The sequence below is a fragment of the Paenibacillus sp. FSL E2-0151 genome (assembly GCF_037993015.1).
In the GTDB taxonomy this organism is placed as follows: domain Bacteria; phylum Bacillota; class Bacilli; order Paenibacillales; family Paenibacillaceae; genus Paenibacillus; species Paenibacillus amylolyticus.
This window is the reverse complement of sequence record NZ_CP150308.1, coordinates 6,919,706-6,936,987: the sequence shown is the minus strand read 5'-3', so window position 1 is coordinate 6,936,987 and position 17,282 is coordinate 6,919,706. Positions and strand designations below refer to the sequence as shown.

Sequence of the window (17,282 nt, the reverse complement as noted above, 5' to 3'; positions counted from 1 at the left end):
GAAACCCGTGCTTAGCTCTCTTTTGGTTTATTTGGTATGTCAGAACCTGAACTTGAACTCGAGCCTGGGCTTGAACATGTCCGCTATCCTCGCGTTCCCCGTAGACCTTACACAAAGCATACGGATATGGATCGTACAATATGCTGCTGTAGAGTCATAGAACGATCTTATCGCTCAGGCTCTCATGCTGCGGTCCAAAGGGATGACAAAGGAAACTTTCGTACCTTGGCCCGGCGAGCTGACGATGGTCAAACCTTGTCCGTACATCTGGGTCAACCGGCGATGTGTATTGGTTAATCCAATGCCTCCAGTTCCGCCTGGACCTTTCTTGGGCCACGCTAGTGCCCGTTCGATCTGCTCGGGCTGCATCCCCACACCGTCATCCTCGATCTCAATCAAGGTGGACGCTGTTTGGTTGATGATTCGGATATGCACGGTTCCACCCTTCACTTTGCTGAGAATACCATGTCGAACAGCATTCTCAATGAGCGGTTGAATGGTGAGTGGCGGCAGGGATAGATCAAGATCATCGGGAATATCCCAGATGACGTTCAACCGATTCATGAATCGTTCTTTCTCAATATAGAGATAGGCGCGGGATAGATCCAACTCATGAGTGACCTCAACCATTTTCTCCGAATTGACAAAATGAAAGCTGGTCTGAAGGTACTCGATAAAAGCATCGCCCAGTTTCTGCATTCGCTCCGTGTCCATCTCACTAAGAACCATGATTGAATTGAGCGTATTGAAAAGAAAATGGGGCTGAATCTGTGCTTGTAAGTAAGCAGCCTCCATGCGCAGTCGCTCATCGATAGATTGTTTCAGTACGATCAGAGACCCGATGCGATGTCTTAATTCAACGGCATCCACGGGCTTGGTGACATAGTCCGTAGCACCGGCCATGAATCCGGCGTATACATCCGCTGGCTCGTTACGGGCCGTCAGCAACAGGATGGGAAGCTCGGATACCGAATAACGCTTGCGTACATTCTCGGTCAGTTCATAACCGGACATATGAGGCATCATGACATCGGCAATCAGTAAGTCCCAAGGCTCCTTATCCAATAATTCAAGTGCCTCAAGCGCCGAGGCCGCGGGTTGAATATGATACGGTTCATTCGCAAGCATGGAGATCAGTACTCGCAGGTTTACAGGATCATCATCGACGGCAAGAATTCTTGCGGCAGTCTTATCTTGAGAGACGGTCTGCTGCTGCGGCTCTGCAATCGCAATTTCATCGAAGCTGTGAGCGTCCCATTGCTGCTCAGTCTGGTCCGATAACGATGCGGTGTCTTCCCGTGGAAGCGAGATCTGGAAGGTCGATCCTTGCCCAGGTACGGATTGCACGGTGAGTTGGCCGCCATGGAGTTCGGTGAGCTGCCTGCTGATATTGAGACCGAGGCCGATTCCTCCGCTTAAACGGGCCTCTGGGGTTCCTTGTTCATACGCCTCGAATATTCGCTGTTGTATCTCCTCACTCATACCAACACCTGTATCTGAAACTTGAATCAAGACGTACTCTCCATGTTCCCGAACGGACACGGTAATGGTACCCTCATCGGTAAATTTGAGCGCATTATGCAACAGGTTGTAGAGCACCTGAACAAGTCTTCTCTCATCGGCTTGAATCAACGGCAGTGATTCTGGAATATCCACCTGCATATGGATGGGCTTGCCCTCTGCCATGAATCGGAACATACCGATCACGCCTGGAATGACAGATGCAAGAGATAAAGGTTTCTTCTGAAGCGTAATACGTTTTTCCTTCAAACGAATGACATCAAGGAGGTCATCCACCAGTTGGGACATGCGTCGGCCGATGGTAACTAACAGCTTCATGTCTTCTGCCTGCTGCCCACCTGATTTACGACGTTCACGAACCGCGATGCTCTCGGCGATATTGATGATCCCGTGCAGCGGTGTACGCAATTCATGAGCCGTATTCACAAGAAACTGATCCTTCTGGCGATCCTCCTCTTTGAGCTGTTCGTACAACTTCTCGATCTCACTTGAATTGCGGAAGTATTTTCTGAACCAATAGGCGGAGAAGCCAAACATAGCCGCAATCACATCGATCGGATAATATACGTTGGTAATTTCGCTATGTGAGTTCACAATTCCCCATAACACGCTTGATAGGCTGCTAGTAGCCGCAAAGAGCAAAAAGCTTGCGTCCCTTCGTTTCTCGGCTGCCATTCGGAAGAATAGGTACACAGACCAGCCGATGGCAAACAGATAGAGGAAATCAGAAAGCCCAATCTCAAGTACATGATAGATTAGGGTCACGGGTGCGACGAGTAAAAATAAACAGTAAACGCCAAGCACGCTGGCATAGATACGGAACAGTTTACGCCATTGTAGATTATGGGAGAAGCTTTTAGCCATTTGTAAAAGAAAGAATGCGAACAACGGATAGGACAACGCTTTGGCCTTAACGATCCAAGTGAAGTTGAGAGGAATCCAACTTAATAACAGATTGTCATGGTCGGAAGCGACCGTTAGGGCAGCTACCAGTGTTAGCATCGAGAACGTCAGAAGAGCTCGTTCCTTTCGGATAAATAGAAACATGACAAAAGCGTATAGGCTGTGCAAAATCAGTATGGCGAATGTAATCTTTTGCAGATCGATAGACAATCCTCGTTCACTTCCAATGGCTTCTGGAGAACCAAAATAGAGAGAGCGTGTGATCCCTCCGCTATAAGGATCGTCAAAATTGGCTGTCTGCACCAAAAGATTGAGTTCGGTAGAACCGTCAAGCACATAGGAAGTTGTAAATGCAGTCCTTTCTGGTCGATAGGCTTCGGCATGAGTGGCAGGTTGGCCGAATTCGGCAACAATGGTCCCGTTCATCTCGATAATCGATGATGTCTGGATTTTCTGAGCCCAGAGAGAGACTTCCTCCACAGATGGATCTAACAGTATGCGAAGACGGTACGTCCCATATCCGAACGACGATGAGGATTGTGGTAATGCATCACGCCAGTCACCGGGAACTTGAATCGGTGTGGATGGGTTATCCGCTATTTTCGCGTCACGATTAGAGATTAACGTCTGGGGATAAAACTCCCATTCTCCATCCAGGGATATAGGTGAAGTGTTGGCTAGGTCCCAGTCTCGAAGGTCTAACAAGCCTTCAATGGGTTCAGGATGTGCGGGAATAGTGAAAGTCTCGGACCATATCCAGCGAAAGCCAAGCAAAATAGTCAGGAATAGAATCGACAGCACTACATATCGGGGTATCTTTTTATAGGTTATTGGTTTCATGGCAGACTTTAGTTTTCGACAGTTTACTTCAAATTCCTGCATGCCCTCTGCCAAAGATGAACATTTTTTTGAATACCGGAACATAGATTCTATATTTAAATGATAGCGGTCCCACGTCAGGATTTATGGTAAAATTATAGATTAAAGGGTGATCAGTGAGCCAGAGGAGTTGTGCATATGAGAGTGATTTTGGTAGATGATGAATATCTCGCTCTGAGCAGGTTGAACAAACTGTTGCAAGAGAGAGAGGATTGCGAAGTTATCGGCTCTTTTCTGACGGCACAGGAAGCCATAGATCAGATCGAAATTCATCTGCCGGAAATCGTCTTCATGGACGTTCAAATGCCGGGGATGAACGGGATCGAGGCGACCGAACGTATCCATGAGGTTTCTCCTGGAACAGAAGTTATTTTCACAACCGCATATAACGAACATGCACTGACGGCCTATGGGCTTGAAGTGCTGGACTATATTATGAAGCCTGTAACGCGTGACCGTTTGGAAAAAACGATGAAGATGTATCAACGCCGAACGGTGTCAGTAAGTCTGAATATAACAGAAGGGCCATCCATGATGATCCGTTGTCTGGGGATGCTCCAAGTCCAAGTGCACCCAAATGAGCCGCCAAAACATATGAAGTTCAGAACAACCAAGATTAGAGAGTTATTCGCCTATTTGCTTCACCATCGGAACAAACCGATTAAGCGGGATACGCTACTTGAACTGTTGTGGCCAGAGTTGGATGAGCGGAGAGGTATATCCAATCTGCACAGTGGGATCCATCGCTTACGTAGCATGATGAACGAATTCATGGGTGAGGACAAGATGGTCATTCGTTATCAACAGTTTGGCTATCTATTGGAAACGGGTGAATTCAGGATTGACGCGGAAGAATGGGAGAGCCGTCTTACCCGATTGCCTCTATTATCTTCGTCTACAATAACTGAACATCGGCAGACCTCAGATCAATATGAAGGCAAATATTATGGGGAGGACGATTATGTATGGGCTGAGTTGGAGCGCCAGCGATTGCATGCACTCTGGCGTAACCATGCCATGCAACTCGCACAATATTACATCGAACTGGGACAGAATACGGAAGCACTCACGTTATATTACCGGGTACAGCAATTCGAACCATCATTGGAGGAAGTCGGACTGGCCTTAATGAAGACCTACGATCGATTAGGCAATAAAGATCCTGTGGTCGCTCAATATAATCAGTTGGTTATCGCTTTAGAACAAGAGGCAGGTATACGTCCTGGCCTAGAAGTTGAGTTATGGTACCAACAATGGAAAAATTCGAATAGTTAATTGGAAATATACAGCCTTGCAGCTTCATTTGCAAGGCTGTTTTTTGTTGTATTTGCTAGTGAAAGGTTTGGTAAGAGTTTGGTAAGAGGCCATGTGTAGAATAAGCAAGATGAGGGTAGATATGATGTTTTGAGTCAGTAAGCAGTCCAAAAATAACATATTAAGTAGGAGGAAACTATGTACACAGCAAAAATCCGGAAGAAACCATGGCAAAGAATTTCCATGCTGGTTCTTTCCTTTATTCTAGCGATTGGAACGTTGCCCATGAGTTTGGCTCAAGCGGAGTCGACTAACCAGACTCCTGTTGGTCCGGGCGGAGTTGGATCCCCTTCACTATGGCTACGACCAGAGCGGGTAAGCGGAGTTGCCAGCGGCGAAAAGGTGAGTATCTGGGAAGATCAAGGCAGTAAAATAAACAATGCAACCCAAAGTACGGAAGCTAATCAACCGACCTATTGGGATGATAAAAATCATAATATCAATTTCAATCCGGTATTGGAATATAACGGCACGAGTAGTTTTATGAATCTGGATGTAAGTAAGCTTCCTCAAGGGAAGAGCCCCAGATCGATCATTACCGTTAGTAAAACCAATAAAACGGGAGGCCTCAATTATATTATTTCATGGGGAGTACAAACACCGAATGCTTATACGGGTATGGGGATGCTTCAGAATAATACAAGGGGCGGCTTGACGACATTTAACAGTGATAGAAACCAAACATTATACACCCCTGAAGGATTCTTGGGCACGACTTTCCCGAACGAGCAATTTGTTACTTGGACAGGCGGAGATACTGGTATAAACCAAGCTAGATTGTACAGTAAAATGAAGCAGGTACAGCAACTAAATGACTGGGGAAAAGATAATGTTAAGCTATGGGATACTGGTAACTCTGGCGGAGCAGTAGTCGGTAAGCTGATCCCAGCAGCTACGGGCATTGAACATTGGCAGGGTACGATTGAAGAAATTATCGTATTTGACCATGCTCTTACGGACGCAGAACGCCAAAAAGTCAGCACATATCTGGCGATCAAATATGGCTACACGATGGATCAGACGACAGCAAATTCATATGTCGATTCAAACATGGCTACGATCTGGGATGCCCAGGAGAACGCAGTCTATACCCATCGCATTACAAGCATCGGTCGAGATGATCAGAGCGGATTGATGCAGAAACAAGCCAAAGCGCAGGAACTGGGATCTACGTTGACGATTGCATTGGGCAACAGTGTTGAGGATACCAATTCTGCAAATAAAAATGAATTCTTAAAGGATTCTTCTTTCTTTACGTTTGGTGACAATGGAGCAAGTACTGAATTCAAAACACCAATTACGAAAGATGGGAAAAAACTACTTGGGATGGAGCGTGTCTTCAAGGTACAGAAAGCAAATTGGACTGAATCACAGATTACACTTCAGGTAGACGAAACGGGAGGTAACCCGGCGTTGCCTCGGTATGTTGTGATCAGCGATGATGCTAAATTTGGTAATCCAAACTCATTACATTTAATTGAGAATGGCCAATTAACCCTGAATACCTCTAGTTTTGGTCCGAACTCGTACTTTACCATTGCAACTGCTGCTACTCCTTTGACGGTACCGGACGTCACACTGACCGACGATGAGTTGACATGGGAAGCAGTTGCGCATGCAGATAAATATGAAGTAACAATCGAACTGGAAGACGGCACGAAGCGGACGGTGGAAGTAACCGGAATGGCGCTTAACCTGTCGCAATTGGTACCATCGCTAGAAGTTGGCACCTACAAAGTGACAGTAACAGCGAAGACGAACAATCCAGCCTATTCTGATTCAGAAGAGTCGAATTCGAAAAGTTATGTTGTTGCTATTGATAAGTCGAAGTTGAAAGCTAAAGCCGATGAGATTAACGGTAAGATCGAATCAGGCGAACTGGACGAAGAGGAGTACACACCAGAAACATGGCAAACGCTGCAAGAAGCGTTAGGAGTTGCTGAATCCGTGTTCGACGACGAGAATGCAACACCGGAACAAGTAGAAAAGGCTTATCAGGATTTGGTGGATGCCCGGAAGGGGCTTACCAAAAAGCCTGGTACTGGTGTCGACACGTCAGTGCTGAAAAATGAACATGATAGAATAAAGGGTGAAAATCTAACCGAAACGGAATATACGGTAGAGAGCTGGGAAGCACTCAAAGATGCGATGAATGAAGCAAATCGAGTGCTTAATGATCTGACAGCGAATCAAGCGCAGGTAGACAAGGCACTTCAGGATCTGACAGATGCAAGAACGGGCTTAATCCCTACAACATCTGTACCAGTTGTAGATAAATCAGCTTTGCAAGCGAAAGTAACTGAAATTACAGGTGAAAGCCTCGAAGAGTCAGCGTACACACCAGCGAGCTGGATTGCACTCAAAGATGCAATGAATGAAGCAGAGCAAGTGTTAAATGAACCGACAGCGACTCAAGCGCTGGTAGATAAGGCACTTCAGGATCTGACTAACGCTAGAACGGGACTTACCAAAGTAATTGGTACAGATGAGTCTACGTTGCAGACGCTGGTCCCTTCGGTGGGAAGCTTGTCTCCGGCTTTTGATCCGGCGAAAGACACGTACACCATCTCTGTGCCGAATAGCGTATATCAATTCCAGCTCACGCCAACGGCACTTGATCCACTTGCGAAGATTGAAATAGCTGTTGGAGATGGAGAATGGAACGAGGTTTCAAGTGGTACTGTAAGTGAGAATCTACCGCTCCAAGTCGGTGGAAATAAGATCGTTGTTAGAGTAACCGATTCACTTGGAAATGTTACGGCGTATAAAATCAACGTGACTAGAGCATCCAGTGACAATGGTAACAATGGTGGAGGCAACAATGGCGGCGGTGGAAATACGGGAGGTAACGGCGGAAGTACACCAGCACCTACACCTGCGCCAGTACCAACGCCAACTCCGGCACCCGTGAAGGATAATTTGGAAACAACTCGGGATGGTAACCATCAACCATTTGCTACATCCAAACCATCTGACAACAAAGAAACATTAGTTCAAGTTGATCCAGCCAAGCTGAATGTTGCCATGTCACAAGGCACAGGCCAGCAGTTCGCCATTCATTCACCGAATGATGGGGATATGAAGGTGGACGGTTTAACCCTCGAAACACTGAAACAATTGGTGGATCAAGGTTCCAAACTAAACATTAGCAATCCGCTGGCAATCTATCCGGTACCTGGCGGTAAAATGGACGTGAATGGTGTGTCCAGACAGCTTGGTAATGCAGCGTTGAATGATATTGATGTCCATGTTGATATCGCACGTTCCTCGGATGCCTTGATTGACAGCGCCGAGACAAGAGCCGCATCCCAAGGATACGAGCTACTTGTCACACCGGTTGATCTGGATCTGACGTTTACGAAAGATGGACAGACCGTGCGATCCGGCCAGCTGAATGGTTATGCACCGAAGTATATTGCACTTCCGGAAGGTATCGATCCGAACCGGATTACTACAGGCGTAATCATTAATCCGGACGGTAGCATCTTCCATGTACCAACGGTTGTCACTAAGATCAGTAGTCGTTACTATGCGCTCATTAATGACTTGCGTAGCAGCGGAAGTTACTCGGTCATCTGGAATCCACAGGATTTTGAAGATGCCAGATCCCATTGGGGTAAAATTGATGTGAACAACATCGCTGCAAGACTGGATTTGCAGGGTAACGGAGATAACACATTCTCACCGAACCGTCAGGTTACTCGTTCTGAGTTTGCCGAGATTGTTGTGCTTGGACTGGGCTTAATGCGTCAGGATGCACCACAGAATCTATTCCCTGACGTTAACGATTCCGCATGGTTCCGCTCTGCGGTAGCCCTTGCAAATGAATTCGGTATCGTTCGCGGTTACGATAATGGGAACTTCAACGGTAATCAGGAGATCACACGTGAGCAAGGATTTGCTATGGTTGCTCGTGCCTACCGTCTGATTGAGCCGGAAGCGGCAATTAGCCCGGATCAGATGAACTCTGAACTGGAACGTTACAGTGATGCAGCGGATGTATCGAATTGGGCCAAAGAAGATGTAGCCCAGTTGATTGCAGCCGGAATCATCCAAGGTAATGGGCCGGAGGTGCTGAGTCCGAAGACCACGATGACCCGTGCTGAGGTCACTGCATTGATTGCAAGAATGTTGAAGGTAACCAACTTGATTGATCAATAAACACAATCTAAAATGAAAAGCCTTTGCTGACATTGGGGGTCGGCAAAGGCTTTTTTCTATTTTTATTAAATTCTTAAATTCATGTCGTAATACTTTCGCCCTGTTGGCAGATCGTGGAATCTGAGATGATGGGTTCACCAGAGGTTCGGGTGACAAACTTTGAACTGCTGGCCTTCAGGCTATTGCGATCCTTCCTTCTACAATCATTGGAGATCATAGGGTCGAAGCTCTCCTGAAGATTTTATTTCAGAGAGGAGGCGTCCAGGCTATCACATTCCTTCCTTCTAACCCTAACCTTCCACGTTATATAGGGATGTGGCTTTCCTGGACTCTTTTATCATGAACAATACAATCTATTTGCGCAGAGCGAACAAACTCATTATCGAATCAAACGAAGGGAAACAACAGTTGCCGAAGACACATCTGGCGACTGCCCTCAAAAATATTGAAGCACTCGGATATACCTTCTCGGATGAGCTAATGCAGGCGATGCGGCAGCTGTCCAAGGAACAATTTGAAGCAACATATATTCAACTCGTGGCTGATCTAAGAGTCATGGTCGGCGCACATGTGAAGTACACACCGATGTATGCAGGATTCCCGATGCAGGTGATGCAAGCGGATGAGGCCGAGTTATATCTCAATGCGATTATTCATTATCTGACCAACCTGACTGTGGTCTATCCGGATCAACCATCTGTGGAGCGAATGCCTTTGCTGGAGAAGACGGACTTAAAAGTCATTGGTTTGGGAAACCAGCAAGCATTCCAGACACTCATCCGTCAGATCATTGAAGCAAAAGGTTCCATCTCGGAAACAGACAAGGCGGATATCGACACGGTATTGGAGCATGCAGACCCGGAAGACGTGGATGCGCTATTACCCGCTGAGATTCCGTTTAAAGAAAATGTGGGCTTTGTGATTGCCTCGCTGTTGAAGCATGAAAAAGCAAACATCGACCGGATCGGTCCGTATTTCAAAACGGCAAGTGATGTCCTCCGTCTGGCTGTTGCCTGGTCCGATGGTGATGTCAGCCTCGCTGCGGCTTCTCCCTTCCGGAAATTCAAACGCCGCGAGAGACGCCTTTTGCTCGGATTATTGGAGCAATGTGGCTCCATGACGGAGGATATGCTGCGATATAAGGATCGCTGGATTCGCCTTGGCGAAATTCTGCATCCTTCGGAATATAAGCTTCGGTATCCACGATGCGAAGAAGCCTTTGATATTTTGCGTAATAATAAGCCTTATTCGACCTTCAACGGAAGTGTGGAGCTTGCCTTCCAATATCGGAATGTATGGAGTCTGATCGATCTGTTGTCACAGCGTCCAGGTGAATTCGCGAGAAGACTGGATCACTTGCTGCGGATGACCGAAGATGAAGCGTATGTACTGCTGGCATTTGGTGAGGTACTGGAGCAAGTATCTACCCCGGTGTTATTGCAGGTAAGACAGCATTTTGCCCACCGTAATGAACCGCAGGATCTGCGTGTCTTCTTCCCGAAAGGCAATGTAGCCAAAGCTTTTGCTGTTCCGAATGAGCTGCCAGAGATCGATGAAGCCACGTGTCAGAATGTCGTGCAATTGTGCGAACAGGCATTGGTAGAGCGCTTCGCTGCCCTTGCCCCGCTTGGAAAGACTTATGTCGATCCACAGCTTCATGATTATCTGGTGCCCTTTTCCCAGAGATCGGCGAGCAAGGCTCTGCATACTATCGTACGTGGGAGTCGTGTGCCGATGGCCGAGGGAGATACCATTCGATTCTTCAACTGGTGGAAAGAGGGGGACGTGGATGGAAAGTCTACAGGGCGCGTGGACATTGACTTGTCTGCGGTGATGTACGATAAGGACTGGAACTATGTGGAGCATATTTCCTATACGAATCTGCGATCCTCTAACTATAAGGCTGTCCATAGCGGAGATATCGTGACCGCACCTTATGGCGCAAGTGAGTTCATTGATCTGCATATTCCATCCATCGTGGCCTATGGTGGACGATATGTGGTGGCGACACTGCTATCGTTTACCAGTCATCCGTATTGTGATCTGCCGGAATGTTTTGTAGGGTGGATGATGCTGAAGAAGCCGGGGTCTGGCGAGATTTTCGAACCGTCTACCGTAGCGAACAAAATCGATATTACCGCGGATACGCAGATTGCGATCCCTGTGATTATGGACCTGGTCGAACGCACCGTCATCTGGACAGACCTGGCGCTGACCAGATATCCGGAATACTACAATAACGTAGAGGGGAATCAGAAAGGTATCGTGCTGATGGGTAAAGCACTAACGAATTTACGCAAACCCGATCTGCACGACTTGTTCATGCTCCACGCGAAAGCTAGAGGAGAACTGGTGGATACAATAGATCAAGCGGATACAATCTATTCGGTGGATCAAGGTATTACACCCTATGATATCGAGCAGATTATGGCGGAGTATCTGGTTTGACCTGTTTGACCTGACTACTGGCGATATGTGAATATCAAGGTTAGAAAAGAGTAGCTGATGCTGCTCTTTTTTTCTGGTTTGGGTGCAAAGAGCCTACAGAATGGTGCAGGTAATGTCGGATGCAAAGAGAATGACTTTGCTAAGCTTAAATTAACGTGGGAGGGATGATATGGATACGCTGAGGCGGTTAAATGAAGCCTTGAATCATATTGAGGAGCATCTGATGGATGTCGTGGACATGAAGGAGATTTCCCGAATTGCCTGCTGCTCGGAGTATCACTTTACACGCATGTTCTCTTTTCTTAGTGGTGTAACACTCTCGGAATATATTCGGCGTCGCCGCATGACACTTGCGGCCATGGAGTTAAGCCACAGTGACAGCAAAATCATTGATATTGCGCTAAAGTACGGGTATACATCGCCGGATTCTTTCACTAGGGCATTTCAAAGCATGCATGACACTACGCCCTCCGAAGCGCGAAACCATGGCCCATCCCTTAAAGCCTTTCCACGGATGACATTTCAACTGACCATTCAAGGAGGAAGCGAAATGAACTACCGCATTGAAGACAAAGAAGCTTTTCGAATCGTGGGTATTCGTAAAAGGGTGCCAATCGTATTCAACGGGGTTAATCCGGAGATCGCTGCGATGTACCAGAGTCTCACACCGGAATTGATTGATACGATCAAGGGGGCATCAAACGTCCAACCTATGGGCTTAATCAGTGCTTCAGCCCATTTCAGTGAGGGACGGATGGCGGAACAGGGAGAACTGGATCATTACATTGGTGCAGCTACGACAAAGGATACGCCTGAAGGACTGGAACAGCTGGAGGTTCCTGCTTCAACGTGGGCTGTATTTACCGTCGTGGGTCCGTTTCCAAGCACGCTTCAGGAGGTGTGGGGCCGGATCTACGCAGAGTGGTTTCCCTCATCGGATTATGAGCTGAGTGAGGGTCCGGAAATGTTATGGAATGAGCACAAGGATGTTACTGTAGAGCAATATAGAAGTGAGATATGGATACCTATTCGGAAGAGATGATACTGTCTCTAGCTTAGTATCTGCGGGCGCAGCTTTTTGAAGCTGCGTTTTTTGTTTTCAGAATTTGCTATCGGATATACGTGCCGTTTTCATTGCAAATTTATGTAATATAATGGTATTATTTTATTGGAATTGTAAGAATACTTGTATGTAGAAGAGTGATTTAAAAAGGGGGGGGGCGACGGAAGTGTCAGTTATTATACATTATAATGTAAGCGCTTTATCAAATGAGTTCCAAGGAGGAAATTACTCATGACCAAAAGTATAGTGAGAAAGGCGCTTGGTTTGTTTTTAATCATCGTTATGATCGCAACAGCTGTTGTATACCCTGCATCTACCGGACACGCGGCAACCATTAATGTGACCGATAACGGCTCCAGAATTGAAGTAAACACCGGATCAGGATTAGTCTATGTGGTGAACAAAACCAATGGGGATATTATCTCAGCCAAAATGAACGGTACGGAGCTGAACAGCAACAGAGGATCACATATCGGCTCAGGTTTGGGCTCCTCCGCCAATGTGACGTGGAATACCTCTCCTTCAGGATCAACCGTGTTAATCACGGTATCCACAAGCACACTAAATCACTATTATGCTTCACGTGGTGGGGAGAATATCATATACATGGCCACGCATATCACGGCTCAACCTTCGATCGGGGAGCTGCGATACATTTTCCGTGGTAATGGTAGTGTGTTGACAGGTGTTCCGGCGAATTCAAACAACAGGGGTAACACCGGAGCGATTGAAAGTCAGGATGTGTTCGGGTTTGCAAATGGACAGTCGGCCTCCAAATATTATGGTAATGATCAGGCCAAAGATTTATCCGTTCGTGGAGTTACGGGGAATGGCGTCGGTGTGTTTATGGCCTACGGCAATCGGGAAAAAAGCTCTGGTGGTCCATTCTTCCGCGACATCCAGTTCCAAAGTGGAACAGAGACGGAAGTATATAACTATATGAACTCAGGACATGCACAGACGGAGAATTGGCGCCTGGGTCTGCATGGGCCGTACGCTTTGATCTTTACAACGGGAGGTACGCCAAGTGTACCCGACTTCAGCTGGATGTCTGGTCTTAATCTGCAGGGTTGGGTATCCAGTAGGGGGAACGTGGTACTTAATGGCCTCTCCGGGATGGATACAGGGTATGCTTACACAATTGGGTTTGCCAATAGCAACGCCCAGTATTGGGTGGGGACGTCTTCAAGTGGGGCGGCAGCCAAATACAGCATGATCCCGGGCACGTACACCATGACAGCCTATAAGGGAGAACTGGCCGTATATACGGAAACGGTTAATGTCACGGCAGGGCAAACGACGACACTGAATACACGTACGATCAACAATGACCCGAGTAAAGCCTCTAACATCTGGCGAATTGGTAATTGGGATGGTACACCACGGGAGCTCCTGAATGGACAGACGATTCCGATCCGTCACCCTTCCGATAGTCGCAACCCAAGCTGGGGACCTGTCACCTATGCTACCGGTAGTGCGACCAATCGATTCCCGGCAATCCAGTTCCGTGGTCAGAATTCTCCAACCACAATAACGTTTAATTTGAATGCATCTCAAGCGGCATCTTCTCATACGCTCAACATCGGTATTACCGCAGCTTACAATAATGGCAGACCGAGTGTAACGGTTAATGGACATGCTTTAACCAATCCTGCTGCATCTTCACAGCCCAATTCTCGTAGCTTCACCATTGGTACGTATCGTGGGAACAACACAACCTTTAGCTGGAATGTTCCAGCATCCTACTTCGTGAATGGTTCCAATACCATCACGATTACGCCAATCAGCGGTTCAAGTGACTTGGGTAACTGGTTAAGTGCAGGCTGGGTCTATGACTGTGTTGAGTTGCTGAATTGAATGAAGAATTCAATATAGTGGAAGGAATAGAGGAGGTGGCCTGCCTGGTTTTCTTAACCGGGTTCTGGTTACCTCTTTTAGTCTTGTCATCCGAAATGAAAAGATATTGATTCATGATATCCCTAAGGATTTTGCTTTGCTGGAGATGGTGATCCGGATAGTGGTATAATTTTCAATACGTAATCATGAGTGAATGAACGGGGAGGAAAAGAGAATGAGAGACGATCTGTTGGTTCAATTGCAAGAGTGGCATGAAGAAGATGAATTTCAGGAAATTGTAGATGCAATTCAAGCAATTCCTGTGGAAGAAAGGGATTATGAGCTGGTTAACCATTTGGGACGAGCGCTAAATAACCTGGAACAGTATGAAGAAGCGGTTGAACAATTCCTGACGGTTGCTAAAGAGGGCACAGGTGACCCACTCTGGCATTATCGGATTGGACTGGCTTATTATTATCTGGAGCAATATGCGCATGCACTGCAGGCGTTTGAAAGAGCGGATGAATTGGACCCTGAGGATGAAGATACGCTGGAGTTTCTGGGATGGATTCGAAGCAAAATGGAGGAGCCGTCCGAATCTGAACCTGAAGTTGAAACGGATCCAGAGGCTGTTGGAGAATTCCATGTACCCGTTGACGTTGTAGCGACCTTTGAAGCAGTTCCCAGACCGGAATCCGGCGAATTCTGGAACGATAGTGAGCAGGCACTGGAGCACTATGTGTCCAATCCGCCAAGTGATGGCCTCATTGAGTCTGTGGAGGAGCAATTGGTGTTCCGACTCCCTGCCTCCTACATTGAGATGATGAAGCTACATAACGGTGGCATTCCGTACAATCGATATTTCCCTGTAGCCAACACAGATACGGGAGCTACGGATTATGTTGAAATTGAAGGCATACTGGGCATTGGCCGTGAGAAGCCTCGCACGCTAGCGGGTGTACAAGGTAGCTGGACTTTGATTGAACGTGAAGGTTATCCGGAGATTGGTGTGGTCATCGCGGTATCTCCTTCGGAGTCGGGGGTTGTCATGCTCGATTATCGTTCATTCGGTAATGATGGAGAACCTGAGGTCGTTTATGTGAAGAGGGAGAATCCCAAAGAGATCCTTCCGCTGGCACCGAACTTTGAGACGTTTATCCAAGGGCTGATGACTCCAGAAGTCTAGTATGAATAATATCATTGTGTTGAAGCGCCTCTATACTAGTGCTAACTAAACAATGTAGAGTATGGTAAAAACAATACAAGCCGCGAGGGAGATACATTCCCTTGCGGCTTGCTTTCGTTCTATCGGAATCTTTCCGGTTTACGCCGGATATCCGCCACCTGGAGGCGGCCATGCGCCGTAGAAGCGACGCAACAGAACAATCTCCCCTAGATGGTACGAGTTATGGGAGGCGATATTGCGCAGAAGTCCTGCTTTAGTTTCACCCGGGAAATAGAGCAGTGGATCATCTAATTGTGCAGTTTCTGCAATGGCTACGGCTTGATCAACTCCATCCAAGAATGCCTGAATATCTGCCTTCCACGTTGCTTCGTCCTGTGGACCCTTCTCTTCAGGCCAGCTTTCACTCACGTTAGCAGGGAGCTGTGGCTTGCGTCCTTCCAAGTGTTCGAGCATGAATTGTTGCCAATAATGCATATGCTTCACCAACTGATAGATCGTATATGGCATGGCATCGTGCGTACGAGCAGCAAGTGTGACATCGATATCGGGTAGAGCACGGGCGATGCGGATATGACCGCGTTCCCCCACTAATGATTTGACAAGGGCTTGCCCAAAGCTTTGATTAATATCTGACATATGGAACCTTCCTCTCTTCCAAGACCGGATCTGATAACCTGTCTTCTATTTAGTATTATACAATTAAATTGCTAAAAATTAAAAATAGGTAACGAAGAACGCTAAATACTTAAAATGCCTATGATATAATAGTGAAAATAAATCTCAAGACCTCAGGGTCGAGGAGGAAGCTCCTGTGAAAGTGATATTGGTTGACGACGAACGTCTAGCGTTGATAGGCCTTCAAAAATCACTAGAAAAAGAAGTAAGCGGCATTGAAATTATCGCTACATATATGAATCCAACAGAGGCTGTGGCGGGTATTGTGGAGCACCGTCCTGATGTTGTATTTCTGGATATTCATATGCCGGAGATGGATGGTATGGATCTGGGAAGACAGATTCAGGCGGCAACACCGGGCACCGAAATTATATTTGTGACCAGTTACGATCAATATGCGGTGCATGCTTTCGAATTACAGGCTTTGGACTATGTGATGAAGCCCATCCAAAAGGATCGATTGAAGCAGACGGTGAGCCGCGTAAGAGAGAAACTGAGCGTAAAACGCGAGCAGCGGTCAAAGGATACAAACGTACCTTTAATTTGCTGTTTTAATCAGATTCAGTTTAAGCTTCCAGGCAAGGATGTTCAGGTGGCCAAATGGCGTACAAGCAAGGCGCAGGAGCTGTTTGCATACTTGCTTCACCACCGGAACCAGGTCATCCATCGCAGTGTTCTGCTGGAGCTTCTGTGGCCGGGAATGGAAGAGGAGAAGACGACACATCAACTCTACACTGCAATGTATCATGTCCGCCAAACCCTGAAAACTTGCAATATGGATATGATCACGATTCAGAGCGGGCACCTGGAGGCAGGTTATCGACTCGAATTGGGTGAGGCTCAGTTGGATAGTGAGCAGTGGGAACGGGAAATCAGGCAATGGAAAGTCATAGACGCAAGTACCGTTCATGCCTATGAGCAAGCGCTTCATCTATATAAGGGTACCTATCTTGGCAATTATGAATACATGTGGGCTGAACCTGAGCGGGAAAGATTACGCTATCTGTGGCTGTATCATATGAGACAACTAAGTCTGTATTACCAGCAGCATGGGCTGGCGGAGAAAGTGGTCGAGAGTACACAACGTATCCAGCATATGCTTCCGGATGAAGAAGAAAGTTATTTTATGCTAATGAAGTTATATGATGAAATGCACAACGATCTCGGTGTGGAGGAGCAGTATCGTCTCTTAACCACCAGAATGGAGCAAGATTTGGAGATACCGATCAGTGAGGACATTACCGAATGGTATCAGGACTGGAAGCTCGGTTTAACCAAAGTCATGAAAAAATAATT

9 protein-coding genes are annotated in these 17,282 nt (G+C 46.9%); 7 read left to right on the top strand and 2 right to left on the bottom strand.

What is annotated here, in order from left to right; translation table 11 throughout:
- Window positions 1-174: 174 nt before the first annotated feature.
- Window positions 175-3,264: an ATP-binding protein gene (locus MHI55_RS30670; protein WP_340388159.1), complete on the bottom strand. Its 3,090-nt coding sequence runs from the start codon at window positions 3,262-3,264 to the stop codon at window positions 175-177.
- Between the two features lie 177 nt (window positions 3,265-3,441).
- Here MHI55_RS30670 and MHI55_RS30665 point away from each other — a divergent pair, with 177 nt between their 5' ends.
- The 6 genes from MHI55_RS30665 to MHI55_RS30640 all read left to right on the top strand — a co-directional run bounded on the left by MHI55_RS30665 (window position 3,442) and on the right by MHI55_RS30640 (window position 15,311).
- On the top strand, window positions 3,442-4,578 hold the full coding sequence (locus MHI55_RS30665) for a response regulator (protein ID WP_340388157.1): 1,137 nt from the start codon (window positions 3,442-3,444) through the stop codon (window positions 4,576-4,578).
- 177 nt (window positions 4,579-4,755) lie between these two features.
- Window positions 4,756-8,778, top strand: a complete 4,023-nt coding sequence (locus MHI55_RS30660; RefSeq protein WP_340388155.1) for an S-layer homology domain-containing protein — start codon at window positions 4,756-4,758, stop codon at window positions 8,776-8,778.
- 339 nt (window positions 8,779-9,117) lie between these two features.
- A complete protein-coding gene (locus MHI55_RS30655) occupies window positions 9,118-11,226 on the top strand; it encodes a TerD family protein (RefSeq protein WP_340388153.1) in 2,109 nt (702 codons plus the stop codon).
- 169 nt (window positions 11,227-11,395) lie between these two features.
- Window positions 11,396-12,268, top strand: a complete 873-nt coding sequence (locus MHI55_RS30650) for an AraC family transcriptional regulator (protein WP_076252074.1) — start codon at window positions 11,396-11,398, stop codon at window positions 12,266-12,268.
- 252 nt (window positions 12,269-12,520) lie between these two features.
- The gene (locus MHI55_RS30645) at window positions 12,521-14,146 is read left to right on the top strand and encodes a rhamnogalacturonan lyase B N-terminal domain-containing protein (protein WP_340388151.1); all 1,626 of its coding nucleotides are present in this window, start codon (window positions 12,521-12,523) and stop codon (window positions 14,144-14,146) included.
- Window positions 14,147-14,360: 214 nt separating this feature from the next.
- Entirely contained in the window at window positions 14,361-15,311 is a 951-nt protein-coding gene (locus MHI55_RS30640; RefSeq protein ID WP_340388149.1) for an SMI1/KNR4 family protein, read from the top strand.
- A 138-nt stretch (window positions 15,312-15,449) separates the two neighbouring features.
- Here MHI55_RS30640 and MHI55_RS30635 read toward each other — a convergent pair whose 3' ends face one another.
- Complete coding sequence (locus MHI55_RS30635; RefSeq protein WP_340388147.1) at window positions 15,450-15,947, bottom strand: DinB family protein; 498 nt, start codon at window positions 15,945-15,947, stop codon at window positions 15,450-15,452.
- A gap of 175 nt (window positions 15,948-16,122) precedes the next feature.
- Here MHI55_RS30635 and MHI55_RS30630 point away from each other — a divergent pair, with 175 nt between their 5' ends.
- Window positions 16,123-17,280 carry a response regulator gene (locus MHI55_RS30630; protein WP_036671798.1) on the top strand — a complete coding sequence of 386 codons (1,158 nt, stop codon included), beginning with the start codon at window positions 16,123-16,125 and terminating at the stop codon, window positions 17,278-17,280.
- The last annotated feature ends 2 nt before the right edge of the window (window positions 17,281-17,282 follow it).